The 18,306-nt window shown below is 66.9% G+C and carries 17 protein-coding genes; 11 read left to right on the plus strand and 6 right to left on the minus strand.

Features of this window, described 5'->3' with window-relative positions:
- Positions 1–8: 8 nt before the first annotated feature.
- The 3 genes from DAI17_RS00820 to lexA form a co-directional block, all read right to left on the minus strand.
- Positions 9–1,679 carry an alkaline phosphatase D family protein gene (locus tag DAI17_RS00820; protein WP_107771005.1) on the minus strand — a complete coding sequence of 557 codons (1,671 nt, stop codon included), beginning with the start codon at positions 1,677–1,679 and terminating at the stop codon, positions 9–11.
- Positions 1,676–2,509, minus strand: coding sequence for a phosphatase PAP2 family protein (locus DAI17_RS00825; protein ID WP_107771006.1), 834 nt, complete (start codon positions 2,507–2,509; stop codon positions 1,676–1,678). The genes DAI17_RS00820 and DAI17_RS00825 overlap by 4 nt, the downstream gene beginning before the upstream one ends.
- A gap of 110 nt (positions 2,510–2,619) precedes the next feature.
- Positions 2,620–3,345, minus strand: coding sequence for a transcriptional repressor LexA (gene lexA / locus DAI17_RS00830; protein WP_107771007.1), 726 nt, complete (start codon positions 3,343–3,345; stop codon positions 2,620–2,622).
- Between the two features lie 386 nt (positions 3,346–3,731).
- On the opposite strand from lexA, the gene DAI17_RS00835 reads away from it, so the two are divergent.
- Positions 3,732–4,025 (plus strand): LysM peptidoglycan-binding domain-containing protein, encoded by a 294-nt coding sequence (locus DAI17_RS00835; RefSeq protein WP_159081265.1) that lies wholly within the window; start codon positions 3,732–3,734, stop codon positions 4,023–4,025.
- A 523-nt stretch (positions 4,026–4,548) separates the two neighbouring features.
- Here the strand turns inward: DAI17_RS00835 and DAI17_RS00840 are convergent.
- Positions 4,549–5,028: a hypothetical protein gene (locus tag DAI17_RS00840; protein ID WP_107771009.1), complete on the minus strand. Its 480-nt coding sequence runs from the start codon at positions 5,026–5,028 to the stop codon at positions 4,549–4,551.
- Positions 5,029–5,417: 389 nt separating this feature from the next.
- Positions 5,418–5,966, minus strand: coding sequence for a DUF6318 family protein (locus tag DAI17_RS00845; RefSeq protein ID WP_159081266.1), 549 nt, complete (start codon positions 5,964–5,966; stop codon positions 5,418–5,420).
- A gap of 225 nt (positions 5,967–6,191) precedes the next feature.
- Between DAI17_RS00845 and DAI17_RS00850 the strand changes: the two genes are divergently transcribed.
- Together DAI17_RS00850 and DAI17_RS00855 are read left to right on the plus strand one after the other, a co-directional pair.
- On the plus strand, positions 6,192–7,118 hold the full coding sequence (locus DAI17_RS00850; protein ID WP_267894704.1) for a CAP domain-containing protein: 927 nt from the start codon (positions 6,192–6,194) through the stop codon (positions 7,116–7,118).
- 70 nt (positions 7,119–7,188) lie between these two features.
- A complete protein-coding gene (locus tag DAI17_RS00855; RefSeq protein ID WP_107771012.1) occupies positions 7,189–7,710 on the plus strand; it encodes a Dps family protein in 522 nt (173 codons plus the stop codon).
- Positions 7,711–7,766: 56 nt separating this feature from the next.
- Here the strand turns inward: DAI17_RS00855 and DAI17_RS00860 are convergent, their stop codons facing one another.
- Positions 7,767–8,108 carry a hypothetical protein gene (locus DAI17_RS00860; RefSeq protein WP_107771013.1) on the minus strand — a complete coding sequence of 114 codons (342 nt, stop codon included), beginning with the start codon at positions 8,106–8,108 and terminating at the stop codon, positions 7,767–7,769.
- 392 nt (positions 8,109–8,500) lie between these two features.
- On the opposite strand from DAI17_RS00860, the gene nrdR reads away from it, so the two are divergent.
- The 8 genes from nrdR (at position 8,501) to DAI17_RS00900 (ending at position 18,298) form a co-directional block, all read left to right on the plus strand.
- Positions 8,501–8,965, plus strand: a complete 465-nt coding sequence (nrdR, locus tag DAI17_RS00865) for a transcriptional regulator NrdR (protein ID WP_107771014.1) — start codon at positions 8,501–8,503, stop codon at positions 8,963–8,965.
- 109 nt (positions 8,966–9,074) lie between these two features.
- Positions 9,075–11,951, plus strand: coding sequence for a vitamin B12-dependent ribonucleotide reductase (locus DAI17_RS00870; protein ID WP_107771015.1), 2,877 nt, complete (start codon positions 9,075–9,077; stop codon positions 11,949–11,951).
- A gap of 148 nt (positions 11,952–12,099) precedes the next feature.
- A complete protein-coding gene (locus DAI17_RS21750) occupies positions 12,100–12,354 on the plus strand; it encodes a helix-turn-helix transcriptional regulator (protein ID WP_107771016.1) in 255 nt (84 codons plus the stop codon).
- Entirely contained in the window at positions 12,354–13,385 is a 1,032-nt protein-coding gene (locus tag DAI17_RS00880) for a YDG/SRA domain-containing protein (protein WP_107771017.1), read from the plus strand. Before DAI17_RS21750 ends, DAI17_RS00880 begins: the two co-directional genes overlap by 1 nt.
- Positions 13,386–13,610: 225 nt before the next feature.
- Positions 13,611–14,441, plus strand: coding sequence for an HNH endonuclease (locus tag DAI17_RS00885; protein WP_107771018.1), 831 nt, complete (start codon positions 13,611–13,613; stop codon positions 14,439–14,441).
- 207 nt (positions 14,442–14,648) lie between these two features.
- Positions 14,649–15,863, plus strand: coding sequence for a hypothetical protein (locus tag DAI17_RS00890; protein WP_159081268.1), 1,215 nt, complete (start codon positions 14,649–14,651; stop codon positions 15,861–15,863).
- A 564-nt stretch (positions 15,864–16,427) separates the two neighbouring features.
- Entirely contained in the window at positions 16,428–17,096 is a 669-nt protein-coding gene (locus DAI17_RS00895) for a vWA domain-containing protein (protein WP_107771020.1), read from the plus strand.
- Positions 17,096–18,298 (plus strand): protein phosphatase 2C domain-containing protein, encoded by a 1,203-nt coding sequence (locus DAI17_RS00900; RefSeq protein ID WP_107771021.1) that lies wholly within the window; start codon positions 17,096–17,098, stop codon positions 18,296–18,298. The genes DAI17_RS00895 and DAI17_RS00900 overlap by 1 nt, the downstream gene beginning before the upstream one ends.
- The last annotated feature ends 8 nt before the right edge of the window (positions 18,299–18,306 follow it).

Raw genomic sequence — 18,306 nt, forward strand, 5'->3', positions numbered from 1 at the left:
ATTCCTCCTCAGGCGCCGGTGACGGGTCGGCCGACGGGCTCGACCTTGTTGGTGCCGGACCGCGTCGCCCACGACGCGGTCCAGGTGCTGGTGGCGTTGCGGTCCGCCCGGTCGCCGATGACGTAGAAGTCCATCTGCGTGCGGGCCGGCGTCACGTCGAGCACCGAGTAGCCGTGGTCGTCGAAGTTGAGGTAGCGCACGTGCCGGTTGCTCGTCTGGATCGCCGCCTCGACGGACAGGCTCGCGGTGCGCGGCGGCGTACCGGTGATGTCGTCGAGGTTGTTGGAGGTCACCGACGTGCAGACGAGCTCGACGCCGGCGGAGTCGCCGACCGGGTACGTCGCGGGGTCGTGCGGTAGGTCGCACGCCCAGGCCGAGTGGATGTCGCCGGTGAGGAAGACGACGTCGCGCAACCCGCGGTCGCGAATGTGACCCAGCAGCTCGCGGCGGTCGTCGGTGTAGCCGTCCCACTGGTCCACGTTGTACGGCGCCCCGTCGCGCGGCAGGATCCCGGTCACGTCGTCGACGGGGCCGATGAGGTCCTTCGGCACCTGGGCGAACGTGACCGGCGCGATCATCACCGGGTTGCCCACCAGCTTCCACTGGACGGGCGCGACCAGTGAGTCCTTGAGCCAGTCGAGCTGCGCGCGACCGGTGATCGTCCGGTCGGGGTCGTCGATCGCGGGGTCCATCAGCGGCGTGGCCACCTGCTGGTCCCGGTAGGTCCGCAGGTCGAGCATGCTCAGCTCGGCGAGGGTGCCGAACCTCAGCCGCCGGAACAGCTGGGTCCCGTCGCCCGTGGCCGCCGTGCCCGACATGCGCACCGGCATCCACTCGTCGTACGCGCGGTGGGCCGTGGCCCGGCGCGTCGCGTAGTCGCCCTCCTCGGGCTGGTGGTTCTCGGCCCCGTCGCGCCAGGCGTCGTTGGTGACCTCGTGGTCGTCCCACGTGACGATGAACGGGTGGCGCGCGTGCAGCGCCTGCAGGTCGGGGTCCTGCTTGTACTGCGCGTGCCGGCGGCGGTAGTCGGCGAGCTGCACCATCTCGGTCGGCGGGTCGTGCGGCCGGACGTCGACGTTGCTGCGGCCGTAGCCGTACTCGCCGGGGGCGTACTCGTAGAGATAGTCGCCGAGGTGCAGCACCGCGTGCAGGTCGTCGCGGGCGGCGAGGTGGCGGTACGCGCTGAACCAGCCGGCCTGGAGGTTGGCGCATGAGACGACGCCGAGGCGCAGGTTGGCCGGCGTGGAGGTCTCGGCGGGCGCGGTGCGGGTGCGACCGACCGGACTGGTGCTCCCGCCGCTGACGAAGCGGTAGTGGTACGCCGTGTCGGGGGCGAGGCCGGTCGCGTCGACCTTGACGGTGTGGTCACTCTCCGGGCCGGTGGTGAGGGTGCCGGACCGGACGACCCGGCGGAACCCGGCGTCCTCCGCCACCTCCCACCGGACCTTCGTGGCCCGGCCGAGCCCGGAACCGGGGGTCACGTCGGGCGTGGGGGTCACCCGGGTCCACAGCACGACGGCTTGGGGCAGCGGGTCGCCCGAGGCGACGCCTTGCCGGAAGACCTGGTCGGAGGGAGCGGCTGCGGCCGGTCTGGCGCGCGAGCTGACGACAGCGAGGCCGGCACCGGCAGCGCCGGCGGCTCCGGAGGCGAGGACGGTACGTCGGTCGAGGTTGGTCACGCACGGGTCAACGAGCGACCCGCCGTGAGATCACGGCCGCTCGGTGTGAGCACCGTCTGTTCACCCGTGGTTGGTCCGGCGGTCCGTTCCGGACCGACCGTCCGCCAGGCGATGAGGACGACGGCCCAGCCGGCCACCACGTCGAGCACCCAGTGGTTGCCGGTGCCGACGACCACGACGGCCGTGAGGATCGCGTGCGCCCAGGCGAGCACGGCGATCGCGCGGCGGCGTACGACGTGGGAGACGGCCAGCGCGACCCACAGCGCCCACCCGGCGTGCATGCTCGGGAAGGCCGCGAGCTGGTTGGTCATCCAGCCGAGGCCCTGGGGCGCCGACGCCTCGCCGCCCCACCACCCGGCGGCGGAGTGGACGGCGAGCAGGTCGGTCCACCCGTCCATGAGGCGTGGCGGCGCGGTCGGCATCGCGAGGTAGGCGACGAGCGCCACCGCGGTGCTGCCGACCAGGGCGAGCCGTGCCGGCGCGTACGCCGATCGGTGCCGGCGGAAGAGCCACACGACGACGATCAGGGTCAGGACGTAGTGCGCGGCGGCGTAGTAGAAGGACGCAGCCATCCCCAGGCCGTCGTGCTCGAGGAACCACTGGTTGAGCGAGCCCTCGATGTCCAGGTGCAGGGTCCGTTCGAGGTCGAGGATCCGCAGCGCCCGGTCGGCGGCCGGGGAGAACGAGTCGTCGGCGAGGACCCGGCTGGCGGCGTACCCGACGTAGACCAGCACGAGGACGCCGAGCTCGCGCAGGCCGGCGCGTGGCAGGCGCGTCCGGGAGGCGGGCGCCGCCCGCGTGCCGGCGGTGGGGGCGACAAGGGTGGTCACCCGCCCAAGTGAACGGCGTCAGCATTCCGCGCGCATCGGGAATTTCCCGGCGCTTCCCCCGACCTGGGTATCAGGGACGGTCGGGGGTCCTCAGGGTCGAGCCGGCTCCGTCACATGCGGCGCAGGACCGCGGTGACCTTGCCGAGGATCGTGGCGTGCGTGCCGTCGATCGGCTCGTAGGCGTCGTTGTGGGGGAGCAGCCACACGTGGCCGTCCTTGCGCTGGAAGGTCTTGACGGTCGCCTCGCCGTCGATCATCGCCGCGACGATGTCGCCGTTGGAGGCGGTCTGCTCCTGACGGATCACGACGTAGTCGCCGTCGCAGATCGCCGCGTCGATCATCGAGTCGCCGGACACCTCGAGGAGGAAGAGCGTGCCGTCGCCGACCAGCGACTTGGGGAGCGGGAAGACCTCGGTGATCTGCTCCTCGGCGAGGATCGGTCCGCCGGCCGCGATGCGACCGACCATCGGGACGTACGTCGCCGGGGGAGCGGTGTTGCCGATGTCGGTCTCGTCGATGCTGGACTCGTCGGCGCTGGAGATGGAGCGGCGCGCGGCCATGAGCTCGGGGAGGAAGACCTCGATCGCGCGCGGCCGGTTGGGGTCGCGCTTGAGGAAGCCCTTCTCCTCCAGGACCTTGAGCTGGTGGGCGACGCTCGAGGAGCTGGTCAGCCCGACCGCGGCGCCGATCTCGCGCATGCTCGGCGGGTAGCCGCGGGTCTCGATGGCCTCCTTGATGGTGGCCAGGACGCGCTGCTGACGCGGGGTGAGTCCGGTCGCGTCCGGCGGGCCGTCGGGCATCTCGACGACCTTGCCGCTGCGGTCCTTGCTGGCCATGGGGTTCCTCCTGCTGCGCCGGTCGGTTCTGCGTGTGCCAACCCTAGTCCCGCCGATGCCGCGACTTCAAACATCTGTTCGAAGGGCGTGTCGACACCCGCTGGCTCGCCGCCTCGAACAAATGTTCGTCCCACCCCTTGCGTTGTTCGAACACCCGCTCTAATCTCGAACACGTGCTCGATCGAACGTCTGAGCGATCCACCCCGTTGTCGGTGGCTCCCTCTAGACATTGCTCCATCACCGATCGACACCGACCACCGGCTGACTCTTCCCCTGGAGGCCACATCATGAGCACCGCCACCATCTCGCCCGTTCTCGCCCCCCGCACCTCCCAGCGTCCCGCTTCTCGTACGTCGGGTGCCGCGCGGTCTCAGGCGCGGTCCTCCGTGCGACTGACGCGTCGCGGCCGGGCCGTCGTTCTGTTCGCGGGCCTGGTCCTGGTGCTGCTGGCGGGCTTCTTCCTCGGCTCGGTTGCCGTCGGCACCGACGAGGCCGGCCAGGGCCCGACCACCGAGATCGTCATGGTCGAGCCGGGCCAGAGCCTGTGGAGCATCGCCTCCGAGCTCACCACCGATGGCGACGTCCGCACCACCATGCGCGAGATCGAGCGGCTCAACGCCCTCGACACCGTCGCGCTCTCCGCGGGGCAGAAGCTCCGCGTGCCGGTCAGCACCGACTGACCACCCACAGACTCCGCCAGCCGCTTCGACCCCGGCTGGCGGGCCGGGGAAGACAAGGGGCGGGCCACACGCTGGCCCGCCCCTTGCGGCGTCTCTGTGGGTCTTCCCTGGCGCGCCGTGCGCCCGGGTTGGGGGCGCCACCGTGCGCCGGTGGCGGGGGGACGCCCGCCTGCTGGCGTCGTCCGGCTCGGCGGGCGAATTTCGCTCTGTTCGCGGCGGCCATCCGAGCGCTACGACCTGAGTCACTCGGTGACTCAAGTCGATGCGGCGTGGGGAGTCGTCTGGGCGCTGCGACTTGAGTCAGCGGGTGACTCAAAGTCGTGGCGGCGGTAGTGGCCGTCCGGGTGCTACGAGTTGAGTCACTCAGTGACTCAGGACAGAGGTCCCGCGAGGACAGCCCCCGGGACCCGCGGAAAGCGATGGCGGCCCGTCAGGGCCAGCGAGTGGATCTATGTGGCCGCCATGGTCGGCGGCGCAGCGCGAGCTGACTGCGGCTCCTCCGCCGGTGGGGAGGACGCGCGGGTCAGCGGACGAGCTGGGGCTTGGCCTCGAGGACGGCGACGGTGACAGGGTCGCCCGTGATGGACACGGTGCCGTTGACGGGCCGCCAGTTCGGCTGGCCGGCCACCTTGAACCGGGCGGACCACGTCGTGTCGACGCTCAGCTCGAGCCCCTCGGAAGTCTTCGCGTAGGTGTGGGCGATGAGGTCGGCCGTGTCGGCCCCCTCGGTCCACGGCGTGCCGGGGGTGGTCGTCTCCTGGCTGGTGTCGTCGCCGTGGTGCCACACGAAACGGCTGGGCCAGACCTCGAGGGTGACGTCGAGATTGACCTCGTCGAGGCGTACCGGGATCTGGTGGCGCTCGGCGCTCGTCGACAGGATCGTGGGGAGGTTGACCAGCGTCTCGCCCCCGGGCGGCTGCACGTTGATCGTGGACTCGGGAAGGTCGGCCTGCTTGAACGCCTTCAGCACCTCGCTCGGGATGTCGACAGGCGGTGCGTCCATTCCGGGTGGGGTTTCGCCTGGTTCAAGGCACACACTCGAGATGACCGGCTCGCGACCTGGGTACGTAACGTACTGAGTGAATAGGCGTCCGTCGTTACCGCATTGCACTTGTTCGCCCGTCGGACAACCGAATGCGCTGTCCTCGAGATCCGTCTGACCTCGAAGGCAGACCGGCACGTAGTTCACCTCGGGCGTTGGCCCACCCGAAACGTTAGCCAGGTCCGATCCTGACGCTTCCGTGCCGTCGCCGGCTGCGCTCGGTTGGGCGTTCTTGATGGTCTGAAGGTCGAAGGTGGTAGCGCCGTTCGTCACTGTCGTCTCGTCCTCCGCGTAGGCCGCAGTAGGAGAAAGGGTCACAACCAGAGCCAGCAGTGCAGCGGCGACAATCCTCATTCCGGAATCACCAGCTCGTGCATGCGCCACTGACCTTGAGACCAGCGGACAGTTGCGTCATAGGTGGCTCTACTTGAGGAGTTCCGCTCGGCGGGACCTTTCGAGGGTGTGATGACTTCTGCCGGCCGGCTGATGCGCAAGGCGACCTGCGTCTCGGCCTCTCGTGCTGAGATCACCCCCACCTGCAAGACCTTCCACGGCTTGCTCTCATACGTGGTTCCGTCGGAACGCCACTGCTCGATTACCTCTGCGTAGTTGGAGCACGACTCACACGCCGGAGTGCTGGCGGATTGAAGGGGGGCGGTCTCGAACTGCAAGCGGGCGTCGTTGAAGAGGTCGATCCAGTGCTTGGCAAAAGCCACCGCACCGTCCTCCGACTTCTCCTCCCACGGCTCTGGAGTCTCGGATGAACTTGCCGAGGGCGAGGACTCCGTCGGCGTGGGATCCGGCATCTTCGGAGTCGGCTCCGCTTCCGAGCAGGCCGTGAGCAAGAGCGGCAGAACGCAAGCGACGACGAGCGAGCGGCGTACCGGACCGAGATTCATGTGAGCCCTTCTTCCCGAGATCGCCGGATCCATGCCCGAGCGCGGCCGACGCGTCCAAACTATGCGAGCGGCGCTGCGAGCACGACCCCGAAACTGCAGCCTGTGGAGTACGTTCGGCCCACCCCGCCTCCGAGAGGCCAGACCATGCGCGTACGCCGCTCGCTCGCCGCCCTGCTGGCGCTCCCGCTTCTGGCCACAGCGCCCGCGGTCGCAAACAGCCAGACCATGGAAACGGACGCGCCGACGGCCAAGCACAGAGTCCACGGCCCCGTCACTCCACGAGCCACCGCCGCCATCGACACCACCAGCCAGAGCGCGGTGAGACGCGCCTACCGCCGCTTCTGGCTCCGTGGCGAGGAGGTGAGGCCACGATGGATCGGCGGGGACACCGACCGCTGCAGACCGGGCAGGCTCGCCGACACCTCCACCAGACGCCAGCTCCAGGCCATCAACTTCGCGAGGAGAATGACCGGCCTCCAAAAGGTCGTCCTCGACAAGGGCACCGTCAGGCACGCCCAGGCGGCCGCGCTGATCATGACCGCCGAGCACGCGGTCAGCCACTACCCGCCGCGGGACTGGCCGTGCTGGACCCGCCGCGGCTACGAGGCGGCGGCGCAGTCCAACCTCTACGAGGGCACGAGCAGGCAGAGCAACAGCGACAAGATCGAGGCCTACCTCGACGACTGGGGCGGCAACAACCACCGCGTCGGGCACCGGCGCTGGCTGCTCTACCCCTATCTCGCCGCCGTGGGGATCGGCGGGACCAACCGCGCCAACGTCACCCACCTCTTCGGCACGCCCTTCGACAAGCTGGCCCCCAACCCGCAGTGGGTGCCGTGGCCGAGCGCCGGCTGGTTCCCCAACAACCTCGACCCGAGAGGTCGCTGGTCGCTCGGATCCGGGGAAGACGGCACCGACTTCTCCCGAGCCACCGTCGCCGTCTCCTTCAACGACAAGCCCGTGAAGGGCATCAAGCTCCGCACCCCCGACAACGGCGTCGGCAAGCCGACCCTCGTGTGGGAGATGCCCAACCGCACCTGGCCCAAGGACCCCGTCGGCAAGGCCGAGGTCACGGTGGAGGGCATCGTCATCGACGGCCTCCCGCAGCCCACGGCGGCGTACGCGATCAGGTTCTTCCGCACCGCAGGCTAGGCTCGCCTTACTGGAATCATTCCAGAAAACCCGGTTAGGTGGTGACCGTCCCCGACGAGAGGAAGTCACCATGACCCAGACCGCCCGCCCCACGCACACCGCCCACCCGGCGTTCCAGGCCTCCCAGCAGCTGGCCGACCACCTCCAGCAGCTCCTCGTGGACCTCACCGACCTCCACATCCAGGGCAAGCAGGCCCACTGGAACGTCGTCGGCAAGAACTTCCGCGACCTCCACCTCGCGCTCGACGAGGTCGTCGACGCGGCCCGCGAGTTCTCCGACACCGTCGCCGAGCGGATGCGCGCGATCTACGTCACGCCCGACGCGCGCTCCGCGACCGTCGCCGCGCGGACGAGCCTGCCGGAGTTCCCCGCCGACGAGATCGACACGGCCGACTGCGTCGACACCATCGTCGCCGCGCTGTACGCCGTCGCCGGCACCGGCCGCCGCATCCACGACGAGGTCGACGCCGACGACCCGACCTCCGCCGACATCATCCACACCATCCTCGAGCGCCTCGAGCAGCTCGCCTGGATGATCGACGCCGAGAACCGGATCGCCAACAACAGCATCCCGCGCTCCATGCACGAGTGACACGACCGACCCTGCGCTGACACAGGACCGAGCCGGCCCGTTGAGCAGTACGACGCTCAGCGGGCCGCTCTGCGTCCGCCCGCGACGCGCGGGGGAGCGGGCTCCGACGGCTCGTCGGGAGCCGAGGTGATGCCCAGGACCCGCAGCAGCCGAGCGATCATCAGCAACCCGGCGAACAGGCACGCCATCGCCCCGACCGACGCCAGCGCGAGCAGCGCCCAGGCGCCCGACTGCCCGCTGCGCGCCGAGGTGCCGAAGTCGATCGCCACCCACACGAGGTAGCCCCACGCGACGACGCACAGGGTCACGCCGGCGGCCAGGGCGAGGGCCGCGTGGTTGATGCCCGTGCGCTGCTTGGGGCCGCGCCGCGACCCTGCCCGCTTCCCCGAAGATGCCACGGGAGCATTGTGTCCGATGGGGCCGCCGAACGGGGCCGGAACACTCGCAAGGGAGACCTCCGACACGCCGCCCGATCGGGTCAGAGCAACCCAAGTCTCGAGCCCTCCGCAGCCCCTGACCTGCACGTTTGCCCAGCACGGGAACGACACGCCGAATGGCCCGTTCGGGCCACTTGCCAACACCTCCGCACCGACGTACGGTTACCACTACATCTAGTAGTTACACCGTTGTGGTTCTCCACATCTAGTCCACAGGGACCGGGTGTCGACCTCACAGCCAGAGGCTACTTGTCCACAGGAATCACCGGCCGGTCCACAGGCGTTGACACCCCAGAGGGGTGTTCGAGTCGCGCCCAGGACCGGGCGGACGAGCGAGGAGGGGAGGCCCGCACATGCACTGTCCTTACTGCCGCAACACCGACACCCGTGTGCTCGACTCCCGCGTCGCCGACGACGGCAGCTCCATCCGCCGCCGTCGTACCTGCAACGACTGCGCCAAGCGGTTCACCACCGTGGAGCAGATGCAGCTGACGATCCTCAAGCGCAGCGGGGCGAGCGAGCCGTTCACCCGCGACAAGGCGATCTCCGGCGTCCGCAAGGCGTGCAAGGGCCGTCCCGTCACCGAGGACCAGCTCGCCTGCCTGGGCCAGGCCGTCGAGGACGCCCTGCGCCTCAGCGGCTCTGCCGAGATCCCCGCCCACGAGGTCGGCCTCGCGATCCTGAGCCCGCTCCGCGAGCTCGACGAGGTCGCCTACCTCCGCTTCGCCAGCGTCTACCGCGCCTTCCAGAGCGCCGAGGACTTCGAGGCGGAGATCGAGATGCTCCGGATGGAGCGCCATTCGGCGCCCGCGGGCTGACACAGACTGCCCGGCACGTCGTGGGGAAGCGGCGTGCCGGGCGCACCACTCAAGGTCGGTGAGACACCGGCCGGCAGCAGCGACCACACACGAGGGATCAGGAGAACCCATGACCGAGACGGTGAGCACCCGCTCCAAGGCCAAGGCGAAGGGCAAGGGCCTCACGCTGGAGCGCGTCTTCAGCACCGAGGGCACCCACCCCTACGACGCCATCACCTGGGAGCGTCGCGACGTCGTCCAGACCAACTGGAAGACCGGCGACACCGTCTTCGAGCAGCGTGGCGTGGAGTTCCCCGACTTCTGGTCGGTCAACGCCTCCACGATCGTCACCAGCAAGTACTTCCGCGGCGCCGTCGGCACCGACGCCCGCGAGTGGAGCCTCAAGCAGCTCATCGACCGGATCGTGAAGACCTACACCAAGGCCGGCATCGACCACGGCTACTTCGCGACCGACGCCGACGCCGAGGTCTTCGAGCACGAGCTGACCTGGCTGCTGGTCAACCAGTACTTCTCCTTCAACTCTCCCGTGTGGTTCAACGTCGGCACGCCCTCGCCGCAGCAGGTCTCGGCCTGCTTCATCCTCTCGGTCGACGACTCGATGGACTCGATCCTCAACTGGTACAAGGAGGAGGGCTTCATCTTCAAGGGCGGCTCCGGTGCCGGCCTCAACCTCTCCCGCATCCGCTCCTCCAAGGAGCTCCTCTCCTCCGGTGGTACGGCGAGCGGCCCGGTCTCCTTCATGCGCGGCGCCGACGCCTCGGCGGGCACCATCAAGTCGGGCGGCGCCACGCGTCGCGCGGCCAAGATGGTCGTCCTCGACGTCGACCACCCGGACATCGAGGAGTTCGTGATGACCAAGGCGCGCGAGGAGGACAAGATCCGCGCGCTGCGCGACGCCGGCTTCGACATGGACCTCGGCGGCGCCGACATCACCTCCGTGCAGTACCAGAACGCCAACAACTCCGTCCGCGTCAGCGACGAGTTCATGCGCGCGGTCGAGGAGGGCACCGAGTTCGGCCTGCGTGCCCGCGGCACCGGCGAGGTCATCGAGACCGTCGACGCCCGCGACCTGTTCAAGAAGATAAGCCAGGCCGCGTGGGAGTGCGCCGACCCGGGCCTGCAGTACGACGACACGATCAACGACTGGCACACCAACCCCGAGACCGGCCGCATCACCGCGTCCAACCCGTGCTCGGAGTACATGTCGCTCGACAACTCCTCGTGCAACCTGGCGTCGCTCAACCTGCTCAAGTTCCTCAAGGACGACGACACCTTCGACGCCGCGCTCTTCGCCAAGGCCGTCGAGTTCATCATCACCGCGATGGACATCTCCATCTGCTTCGCCGACTTCCCGACCGAGTCGATCGGTGAGACCACCCGCGACTACCGCCAGCTCGGCATCGGCTACGCCAACCTCGGCGCCCTGCTGATGGCCATGGGCCTGGGCTACGACTCCGAGGGTGGCCGCTCCATGGCCGCCGCGATCACGTCGCTCATGACCGGTACGTCGTACAAGCGCTCGGCCGAGCTCGCCGGCATCGTCGGCCCCTACGCCGGCTACCAGCGCAACGCCGAGGCCCACAAGCGGGTCATGCGCAAGCACCAGGCCGCCAACGACCAGGTGCGCGTGCTGCACACCGAGGACGGCCGCGTGCTCAAGCTCGCCACCCAGGCCTGGGCCGACGTGATCAAGACCGGTGAGAAGAACGGCTTTCGCAACGCGCAGGCCTCGGTGCTCGCGCCGACCGGCACCATCGGCTTCATGATGGACTGCGACACCACCGGCATCGAGCCCGACTTCTCCCTGGTGAAGTTCAAGAAGCTCGTCGGCGGCGGCTCCATGCAGATCGTCAACCAGACGATCCCGCGGGCGCTGAAGAAGCTCGGCTACCAGCCCGAGCAGGTCGAGGCGATCGTCGCCTACATCGCCGAGCACGGCCACGTGATCGACGCCCCGGGCCTCAAGACCGAGCACTACGAGGTCTTCGACACCGCGATGGGCGCCCGCGCGCTCAAGCCGATGGGCCACGTGCGGATGATGGCGGCCGCCCAGCCGTTCCTCTCCGGCGCCATCTCCAAGACGGTCAACCTCCCCGAGAGCGCGACCGTGGAGGAGATCGAGGACGTCTACATGCAGTCCTGGAAGCTCGGCCTCAAGGCGACCGCGATCTACCGCGACAACTGCAAGGTCGGCCAGCCGCTCTCCGACGGTGGCGGCAAGGCCAAGAAGGACGCGGCCGACGCCGCGGACGCCGCCGAGGCCGAGGCGACCAAGGTCATCGAGAAGGTCGTCTACGCCCCGACCCGCAAGCGCCTCCCCAAGTCGCGCGTCTCCCGCACGACGTCCTTCACGGTCGGCGGCGCCGAGGGCTACATGACCTCGGGTGCCCACGACGACGGCGAGCTGGGCGAGGTCTTCCTCAAGCTCGGCAAGCAGGGCTCGACCCTGGCCGGCGTCATGGACGCCTTCTCGATCGCTGTCTCGATCGGCCTGCAGTACGGCGTCCCGTTGGAGACCTACGTCTCGAAGTTCACCAACCTGCGCTTCGAGCCCGCCGGCCTCACCGACGACCCGGACGTGCGGATGTCGCAGTCGATCATGGACTACATCTTCCGCCGCCTCGCCCTGGACTACCTGTCCTTCGAGGAGCGCTCGATGCTCGGCATCTACTCCGCCGAGGAGCGCCAGCGTCACCTCGAGACCGGCTCCTACGAGCCGATCGTGGAGGAGACCGGCTCGGCCGCCGAGCTCGTCGAGACCCACGAAGTCCTCGACGTGGAGACCAAGGACACGCACGGCTCCGAGGCCCGCGAGGTCCCGGCTCACGTCACCGCCGGCGAGGCGCACACCTCCGCCGAGCTGCTCGAGAAGATCACCGGTACGGCGGTCGACTCGCCGCTCTGCATGACCTGCGGCACCAAGATGCGGCCGGCTGGCTCGTGCTACGTCTGCGAGGGATGCGGGAGCACCAGCGGCTGCAGCTGATGATCTGCGAGAGGGGAGGGCCAGGATCTAAGGACCCCGGCCCTCCTTTCAGTCTCGGGAAGAAGCAGGGAGATGACGAGAAGAGCCTAATCGGCGAGAGAACATATATGTTCTCGTGAGGCTGCAGTGACTCCACAAGGGTTGGTGCGTGCCGAATACCAAGACCGGCTCTCACCGGCCTCTTCCAGCATCCACCGCTAGATCCCTAGCGACTGCTCTCCGCTCCCGCCGAGAGGCCGCGGGGCTGACGCAGGAGGACTTGGCGAGTAGAGCTCAGGTCTCGGTTCAAGTAGTGCGGCGGATCGAGGCCGCGACGGCCAACCCGACACTTGGAACGCTCCACGCCGTCACAACGGCGCTCGACGTCTCCTGGACTGATCTCCTTGTCGAGATCGGCGACTGATGGCCGATTACTTCTTCGGCGAGCTGCCGGGTGAGCCAGTTGGGACCGCCTACCCAAATCGTGCGGCCGCTGCTCGTGCTGGCGTCCATCAGGTGCGTCAGCAAGGCATTGCGGGCAATCGAAAAGTTGGGTGCGCTTCGATTGTGCTGTCTGGCGGGTATGACACCGATGAGGACTATGGCCACGAGATCTTCTACACGGGTCGCGGCGGGCAGGACCCGTCGAACCCGCGTGGCCCGCACATCGCAGACCAAGACCTCGGTCTAAGTGATAACGCTGCACTCGTGACAAGCCAGCTAACGGGTCAGCCTCTGCGGATAATTCGAGGGTCCGGCCACGACAGTCCCTTTTCGCCGGCCGCCGGGTACCGCTATGACGGTCTCTACAAGGTGACGAAACACTACCCGCTGAAACATTCGGGTGATGGCTACCTGCGGTGGATGTTTCATCTCGTGCAGCTCACGCCCGAGGAAGCCTCCAGCTACACGCCTTCAGAGAATCGTGAGGCGAACGCCGAGGCGTACGTGAGGAAGGACCTGGGCTCAGGCGTCGCGGCGAGCAGTGCTTCCGGGCCCTCGAGTCACCTTGTCGACCCGTTCTTCCATCAACCGCTCATGCTCGTCCTGCCCGCCGGCCAAACTGATCCTGGAAGCAAGGTCGTGGTCACCGAACGTGTCATTCGGGACACGAAGATCACCGCTGCAGTCAAGATGATGTACGACAACACTTGTCAGCTGTGTGGTACCAAGCTTGCTACAAGCACTGGCTACTACTCCGAAGGCGCACACGTGCGACCGCTGGGCAAGCCACATCACGGTCCTGACGTCATGGGCAACATTCTCTGCATGTGTCCTAATCATCACGCGGCATTCGACAAGGGTGGAATCTTCGTTGACGAGGATTTCCAAGTCCGAACCCATGATGGAACCCTGATAGGTGTTCTGCATATCAACGACGCTCATAAATTGGATGGGAATAACTTCAGCTATCACCGCGCGCATCATGGACTGGAAGTAGTTGCCGTACCTTAAACCCGAACGGCGTGCCGAACGAACGCGCCCTGCTGGGTGACTCCGCGCGGCGCAGCGTCATGTCGACTGCTGACTCTCTGAACTGGTAACCGTGGTCCGAAGGTGCCACAGTCTCGTGCATTCGCCCATCGGGGCCAAGTCGGCCGCCGCGTCACTACACCCAACTTCGAGCGGTCGTCCTCGCAATCCTGAGACGGGGCGTCGCTGCGCGATTAGCCTGCGCGCGTGAGTGCAGAGTCGACAGTCCTTCTGGTCCTAGGCGTTTTCGCTAGCGTCGGGATCGCTGCCGCAGTCACGCTTGCCTCCAAGCGCCGTGCGATCGTAACCGCGGAGAGTGACGCACTGGCTCGGCTCGTGGCGTTGAACGAACGCTTCGCGGCGCAACTGCGCTACCCCGCCCCGATCTCCTACGCCTGGGAGGACAGGGTCACTTCCAAATCGAAGTTCGACCGATACGACCTTCACAAGTTCTTTCTGGAGAGACTCATAGGACTCGAGCAAGAAGTAGGGCTCGCGCTCGACCTGCACCGACGGGATGTTGGCATCTACAGTCGGTACAAACGAGAGCTCGATCAGCTCGAAGCGGCGGCGCTCGGTCGGACACTGTCAAAGCGTCTGAGTGCCGCCACATTCGAGCGCATCGAGCGGAAGCTTTTCTCCAGGCAGCGCCTGCCTGAGCCGGCGTGCCACGCACAGGTACGTTGCTCGGTCTCGTACACGACTCCGCAGGGCAGGAACTCGTACCGCAAATCCCGGGACTGGGACTTCGAGCAGCTTGCTGCGGGCCTCCAGGAGATGCGGACGATCCGCGAAGCTCAGACCACGACAGCGTTCCTTCGTCAGCAGGAGCGCAACCGCATGACAGCCCGCCTGCGTTTCGCGGTCTTGAACCGCGACGACTCGCGTTGCAGGGGTTGCGGGGCAAGCGCGAAGATCCACGGTGCTGTGCTTCACGTGGACCACATCGTTCCCGTGAGCAAGGGCGGGAAGACCGTCCTCGAAAACCTTCAGACGCTGTGCGAACCATGCAACCTCGGGAAGAGCAACAAGTTCTGAGCATCCTCGCAAGGATGCGCGTCGTTTGTTGGGCGAGAAGCACCCTTTGCACCTATGTCCCGGGGTGCTGGCCCAGTTTCCCGGTTTGCCAGGTCTCGTCTCGTCAGCCGTCGTATCGTGCTGACGCTCGCTCTCTGCATGGTGTCGAGGGAGCCTTAGTGGGGGAAGGGCCCGTTGATTGCCATGTCACCTGACGTAGTCACGCGCTTGAACGCGATCGTCGCCGACTCGAGATACGCAGGACGTGCCGACGACCTGCGATCGCTGTCGTCTGCCGTCGCGGATGAGGACGACGACAGCTGGACAGGCGTCGATCTTTTCGCGGCGTTTCCCCCCGCTTCCACCGTCGCCGTGCGGCACCAGTCCCGTGCGGAGACGCTGTGGGGGATGGCGGCTGGCATTTCAGTGTTCTTGCCCATCGCCTGGACCTGGTGGAGCCTGCACTCGGCGACGAGCGCGTACCACGATCTATTGGCTGATGGTGATGAGGGCGGCCGCACCTTCCTCGCTCTATGGACCGGTGGATTCGACGGACGGCTCGATGGCGTCATCGAGCGGCTTCACCGGCTTGTTCCGATGGCGATGGTGTCGCTGTCGTTGATCGTATTTGCGGTCATCTGCATCGTGGCCCATCGCTGGGTGGCGCAACAGGCAGTTGCCAAGGAGGACGGCGAGCAGGCTGAATGCGAAGCCCGTCTTACGGAGGCGCTGACGGCCGCTCAACGTCACCTCAACCAGCGTCGGTCCGACACGCCGGGACACGTTGAGGCATTGATCAAACGTTCAGTCCGCCAGCTGCGTCAGGCACATGAGGACACGAGCAATGCTGCGTCCGATCTCAAGGAAGCAGCTGAGGAGCTGGGCGCAACCGTCGGTCCCCTCCTAGTGGCTGCCACCAAAGCGACCGGTGACCTAGGCCTCGCCGCAACGACGCTCCATGGGGCTGAGGCAAACCTCGCCCACGTCCTGGGGAAGGTGCAGTCAGGGCTGGATACGGCCTTGGCCAATGTTGGAAGCGCTATCGGTGAGAAGACAGACTCGCTTGAGGCAGGGATTGCTCAGTCGCTTCTCGACATGTCGGCGGCCCTCGGACTGCAGACGGATCAGCTCAAGGTGGCCACCACCCAGGCAGCTGGAGATCTTGCAGGCGAGGTCGCGAAGGCTTCGGGCAGCCACAAAGCTGTGAGCTCGGAACTCCAGGCGTTCACCGCGGCGTCAACCACAGCGTCCCTGGAGACCCGCTCCCTGATCGTCGACCTCAAGGACGCCGTTACGACTCTCGGCGTCTCACTGAGCTCACACGACAGCGCCCTTCAAGCGCAGGTGAGTGAGCTCACGGCCGCGCGCGACGCTGCCGAGCGACTGCTGCGCCAGCTCGAGCTGGGGGCCGACGTCAACGGTCGCAGCGAGGTCTCGGTCTAGCGAGATGAGCACTCGGGCAAGGGATTCTCGACGTGGACGTCTGCTTTCGTTCGAGTCGATCGCCGGATGGGTCTTCGCAGACCTGCTGCTGGTTCTGTTCGTGGTGGGCCTGGCGAGCGCAGTACCGCAGGAACCACCGCCAATGCCGAGGCCAGCGGCGAAGACAGAAGAACCGAAGCCGGTCAAGCAGATCGTCGGAATGAAGACTGCTCCCGTCTCCAGGACGATCAAGTTCAGCGCTGCTGCGCTCGTCGCGGGCGGATCTGCTGGATCTGTTGAAGGCGAATCGGTATGTAGGACGATTCGTGATTCGAGGGGGGAGCTGGAAGGGGAAAGGGCCGCCCTCGTATTGATCTTTGGAGGTGCTCCGGAAGCTTCAGCGGGGCAACGTGTAGCGACCGCCATCGGTAGCCAGCTTGCCTGCGCTGACCGCACGCTGTTCCCACCCCGGACTCCCTTCCGCGCCTTCTGGGACGGCGGCCTGCCCCTTGGAACCGCCCGTCTCGAAGTGTTCGTGTTCACCACCAAGCAGTCCGCGCCGCGGACGTCCTAAGGAGTAGCCTCATGGGCCAGCAGATCCTGCCCTTCTACCTTGTCTGTGACGAGTCCGGCTCGATGTCGGGGAAGCCGATCGACGCCATCAACCAGGCGCTGCCGGAGCTCCACCAGGAGATCGGGCTCAACCCGGTCGTTGCCGACAAGACGCAGTTCGCCATCATTGGGTTCAGCGACTCTGCGGAGGTCCTGCTCCCGCTCTCGGACCTCAGCCAAGTAACCAACCTGCCTGTCCTTGCCACCAAGGGCGGCACCAACTACGCAGCTGCCTTCACTGAGGTCAAAGTCCAGATCGATGCAGACGTAAACCGTCTGAAGAGCCAGGGACACCAGGTCTACAGGCCCGTCGTCTTCTTCCTGACCGACGGCCAGCCGACAAGCAGCTACAAGCAAGAGTGGGAAGACCTCACCGCGTCCACATTCCCATTTCGGCCGAACATCGTGGCGTTCGGTGTGGGGGATGGTGTCGACCCCGCCACCATCTCGGCGGTCGCAACGTTCCGCGCCTTTGTGTCCGACGGCACCATGTCTCCGGCGCAGGCACTGCAGGAGTTCGCGGTCGCGCTGACGAAGTCGATCGTTCGAAGCGGCAGCACCCCTGCCGACGGTGGCGGCATGACGCTCCAGACTCCCGACGAGATCCCCGGCTTCAAGAGCCTCTCGGTGGACGCACTCTGATGACCCATCGCTCGATCGGCGAGCCTGAGGTGCAAGCCTCAGGTGAGGATCATCCCGCGGATGTCCGCGACGTCAGCGCCCCCTCGACGGACACGAACGAGGACGCTAACGAGGCGATGATGCCCCTCGATCTGCATGTTGAAATTCAGAACGTGCCGCCTGGTGATCATGTGGTCCATGAAGGTCTGACGGCTGAGCTCTCGGCGGGCTCTGGCGGCGTGGTCGACTCGGTGGAGGCACCACCTAGGGCCGTCGAGCCCGAGGACTTTGATCTGTCGGGTGTAGGAGAGCTCGAAGTCGCCGAGCGCGCGATTACCGAGCCGACGATCGAGGAGCCGGTGATCGAGGAGCCGGTGATCGGCGAGGACGGGCAGTTCAGGTTCGGACAGGCCGGTCGTCTCCAAGCTGCCCCGCCACGAACCGCAGAGCAGTCGCCGGAAGCCCTCGAGCATGTGCCTGACATTGCACTCGACTGGGTGGACCTTGGCTTCGCTGAGGTGCGAGCCGTGTCGGCTCGTGGGCACATGCATCGCTACCTGGGTGAAGTGCGGCAGGACGCGTTCGCAGTGGAAGCGACGGACGACTACCTTGCGATAGCTGTTGCCGACGGTCTGGGAAGTGCAAGCCATTCACACGTCGGCTCCTCCATCGCCGCGCGTGAGTCGACTCGGAACCCTCAGCTCCTAGAGGACGTAGTCGCAGCGGCGGCCCTCGGAACCTTGGGCCTAGGCGATCTCGCTGCGGTGCTGACCCACGAGGCTCGGGGGTTGAAGGTTGCTGCTCGAGACGTCGCAACGACACTCATGTTGGCCATTGTGTCTCGAAGTCCCAGCGCGGACGGGTCTTATGAGGTGGTCTTCGCGCAGCTTGGAGACTCGACTGCGTGGAGACGTACTGATACCGCATGGTCGCAGCTCGGACAGGCCGAAGGAGCTGACGAGATCGTGAGCAATGCCGTGGACCCGCTTCCGCTCCACCTGCAAGCCGCCGTGTGGCGAGAGACCTTCCGTCCCGGAGAGACTTTCGCGCTGGTTTCGGACGGAGTGGGCAATCTACTGCTGGGGAATCCGTCCTTTGAGCGAGAGCTCGCGCGCCTCTGGGCCGGGTCTGCGCCTTCACTGGGAAACCTGTTGACGATCATCGATGCCTCGGTGAAGAGCTTCGACGACGACAGAACTCTCATCGGGGTCCGGTTCTTGTGACGACCGTT

Source organism: Nocardioides sediminis, assembly GCF_003047295.1.
GTDB classification, from domain to species: Bacteria; Actinomycetota; Actinomycetes; order Propionibacteriales; family Nocardioidaceae; genus Nocardioides; species Nocardioides sediminis.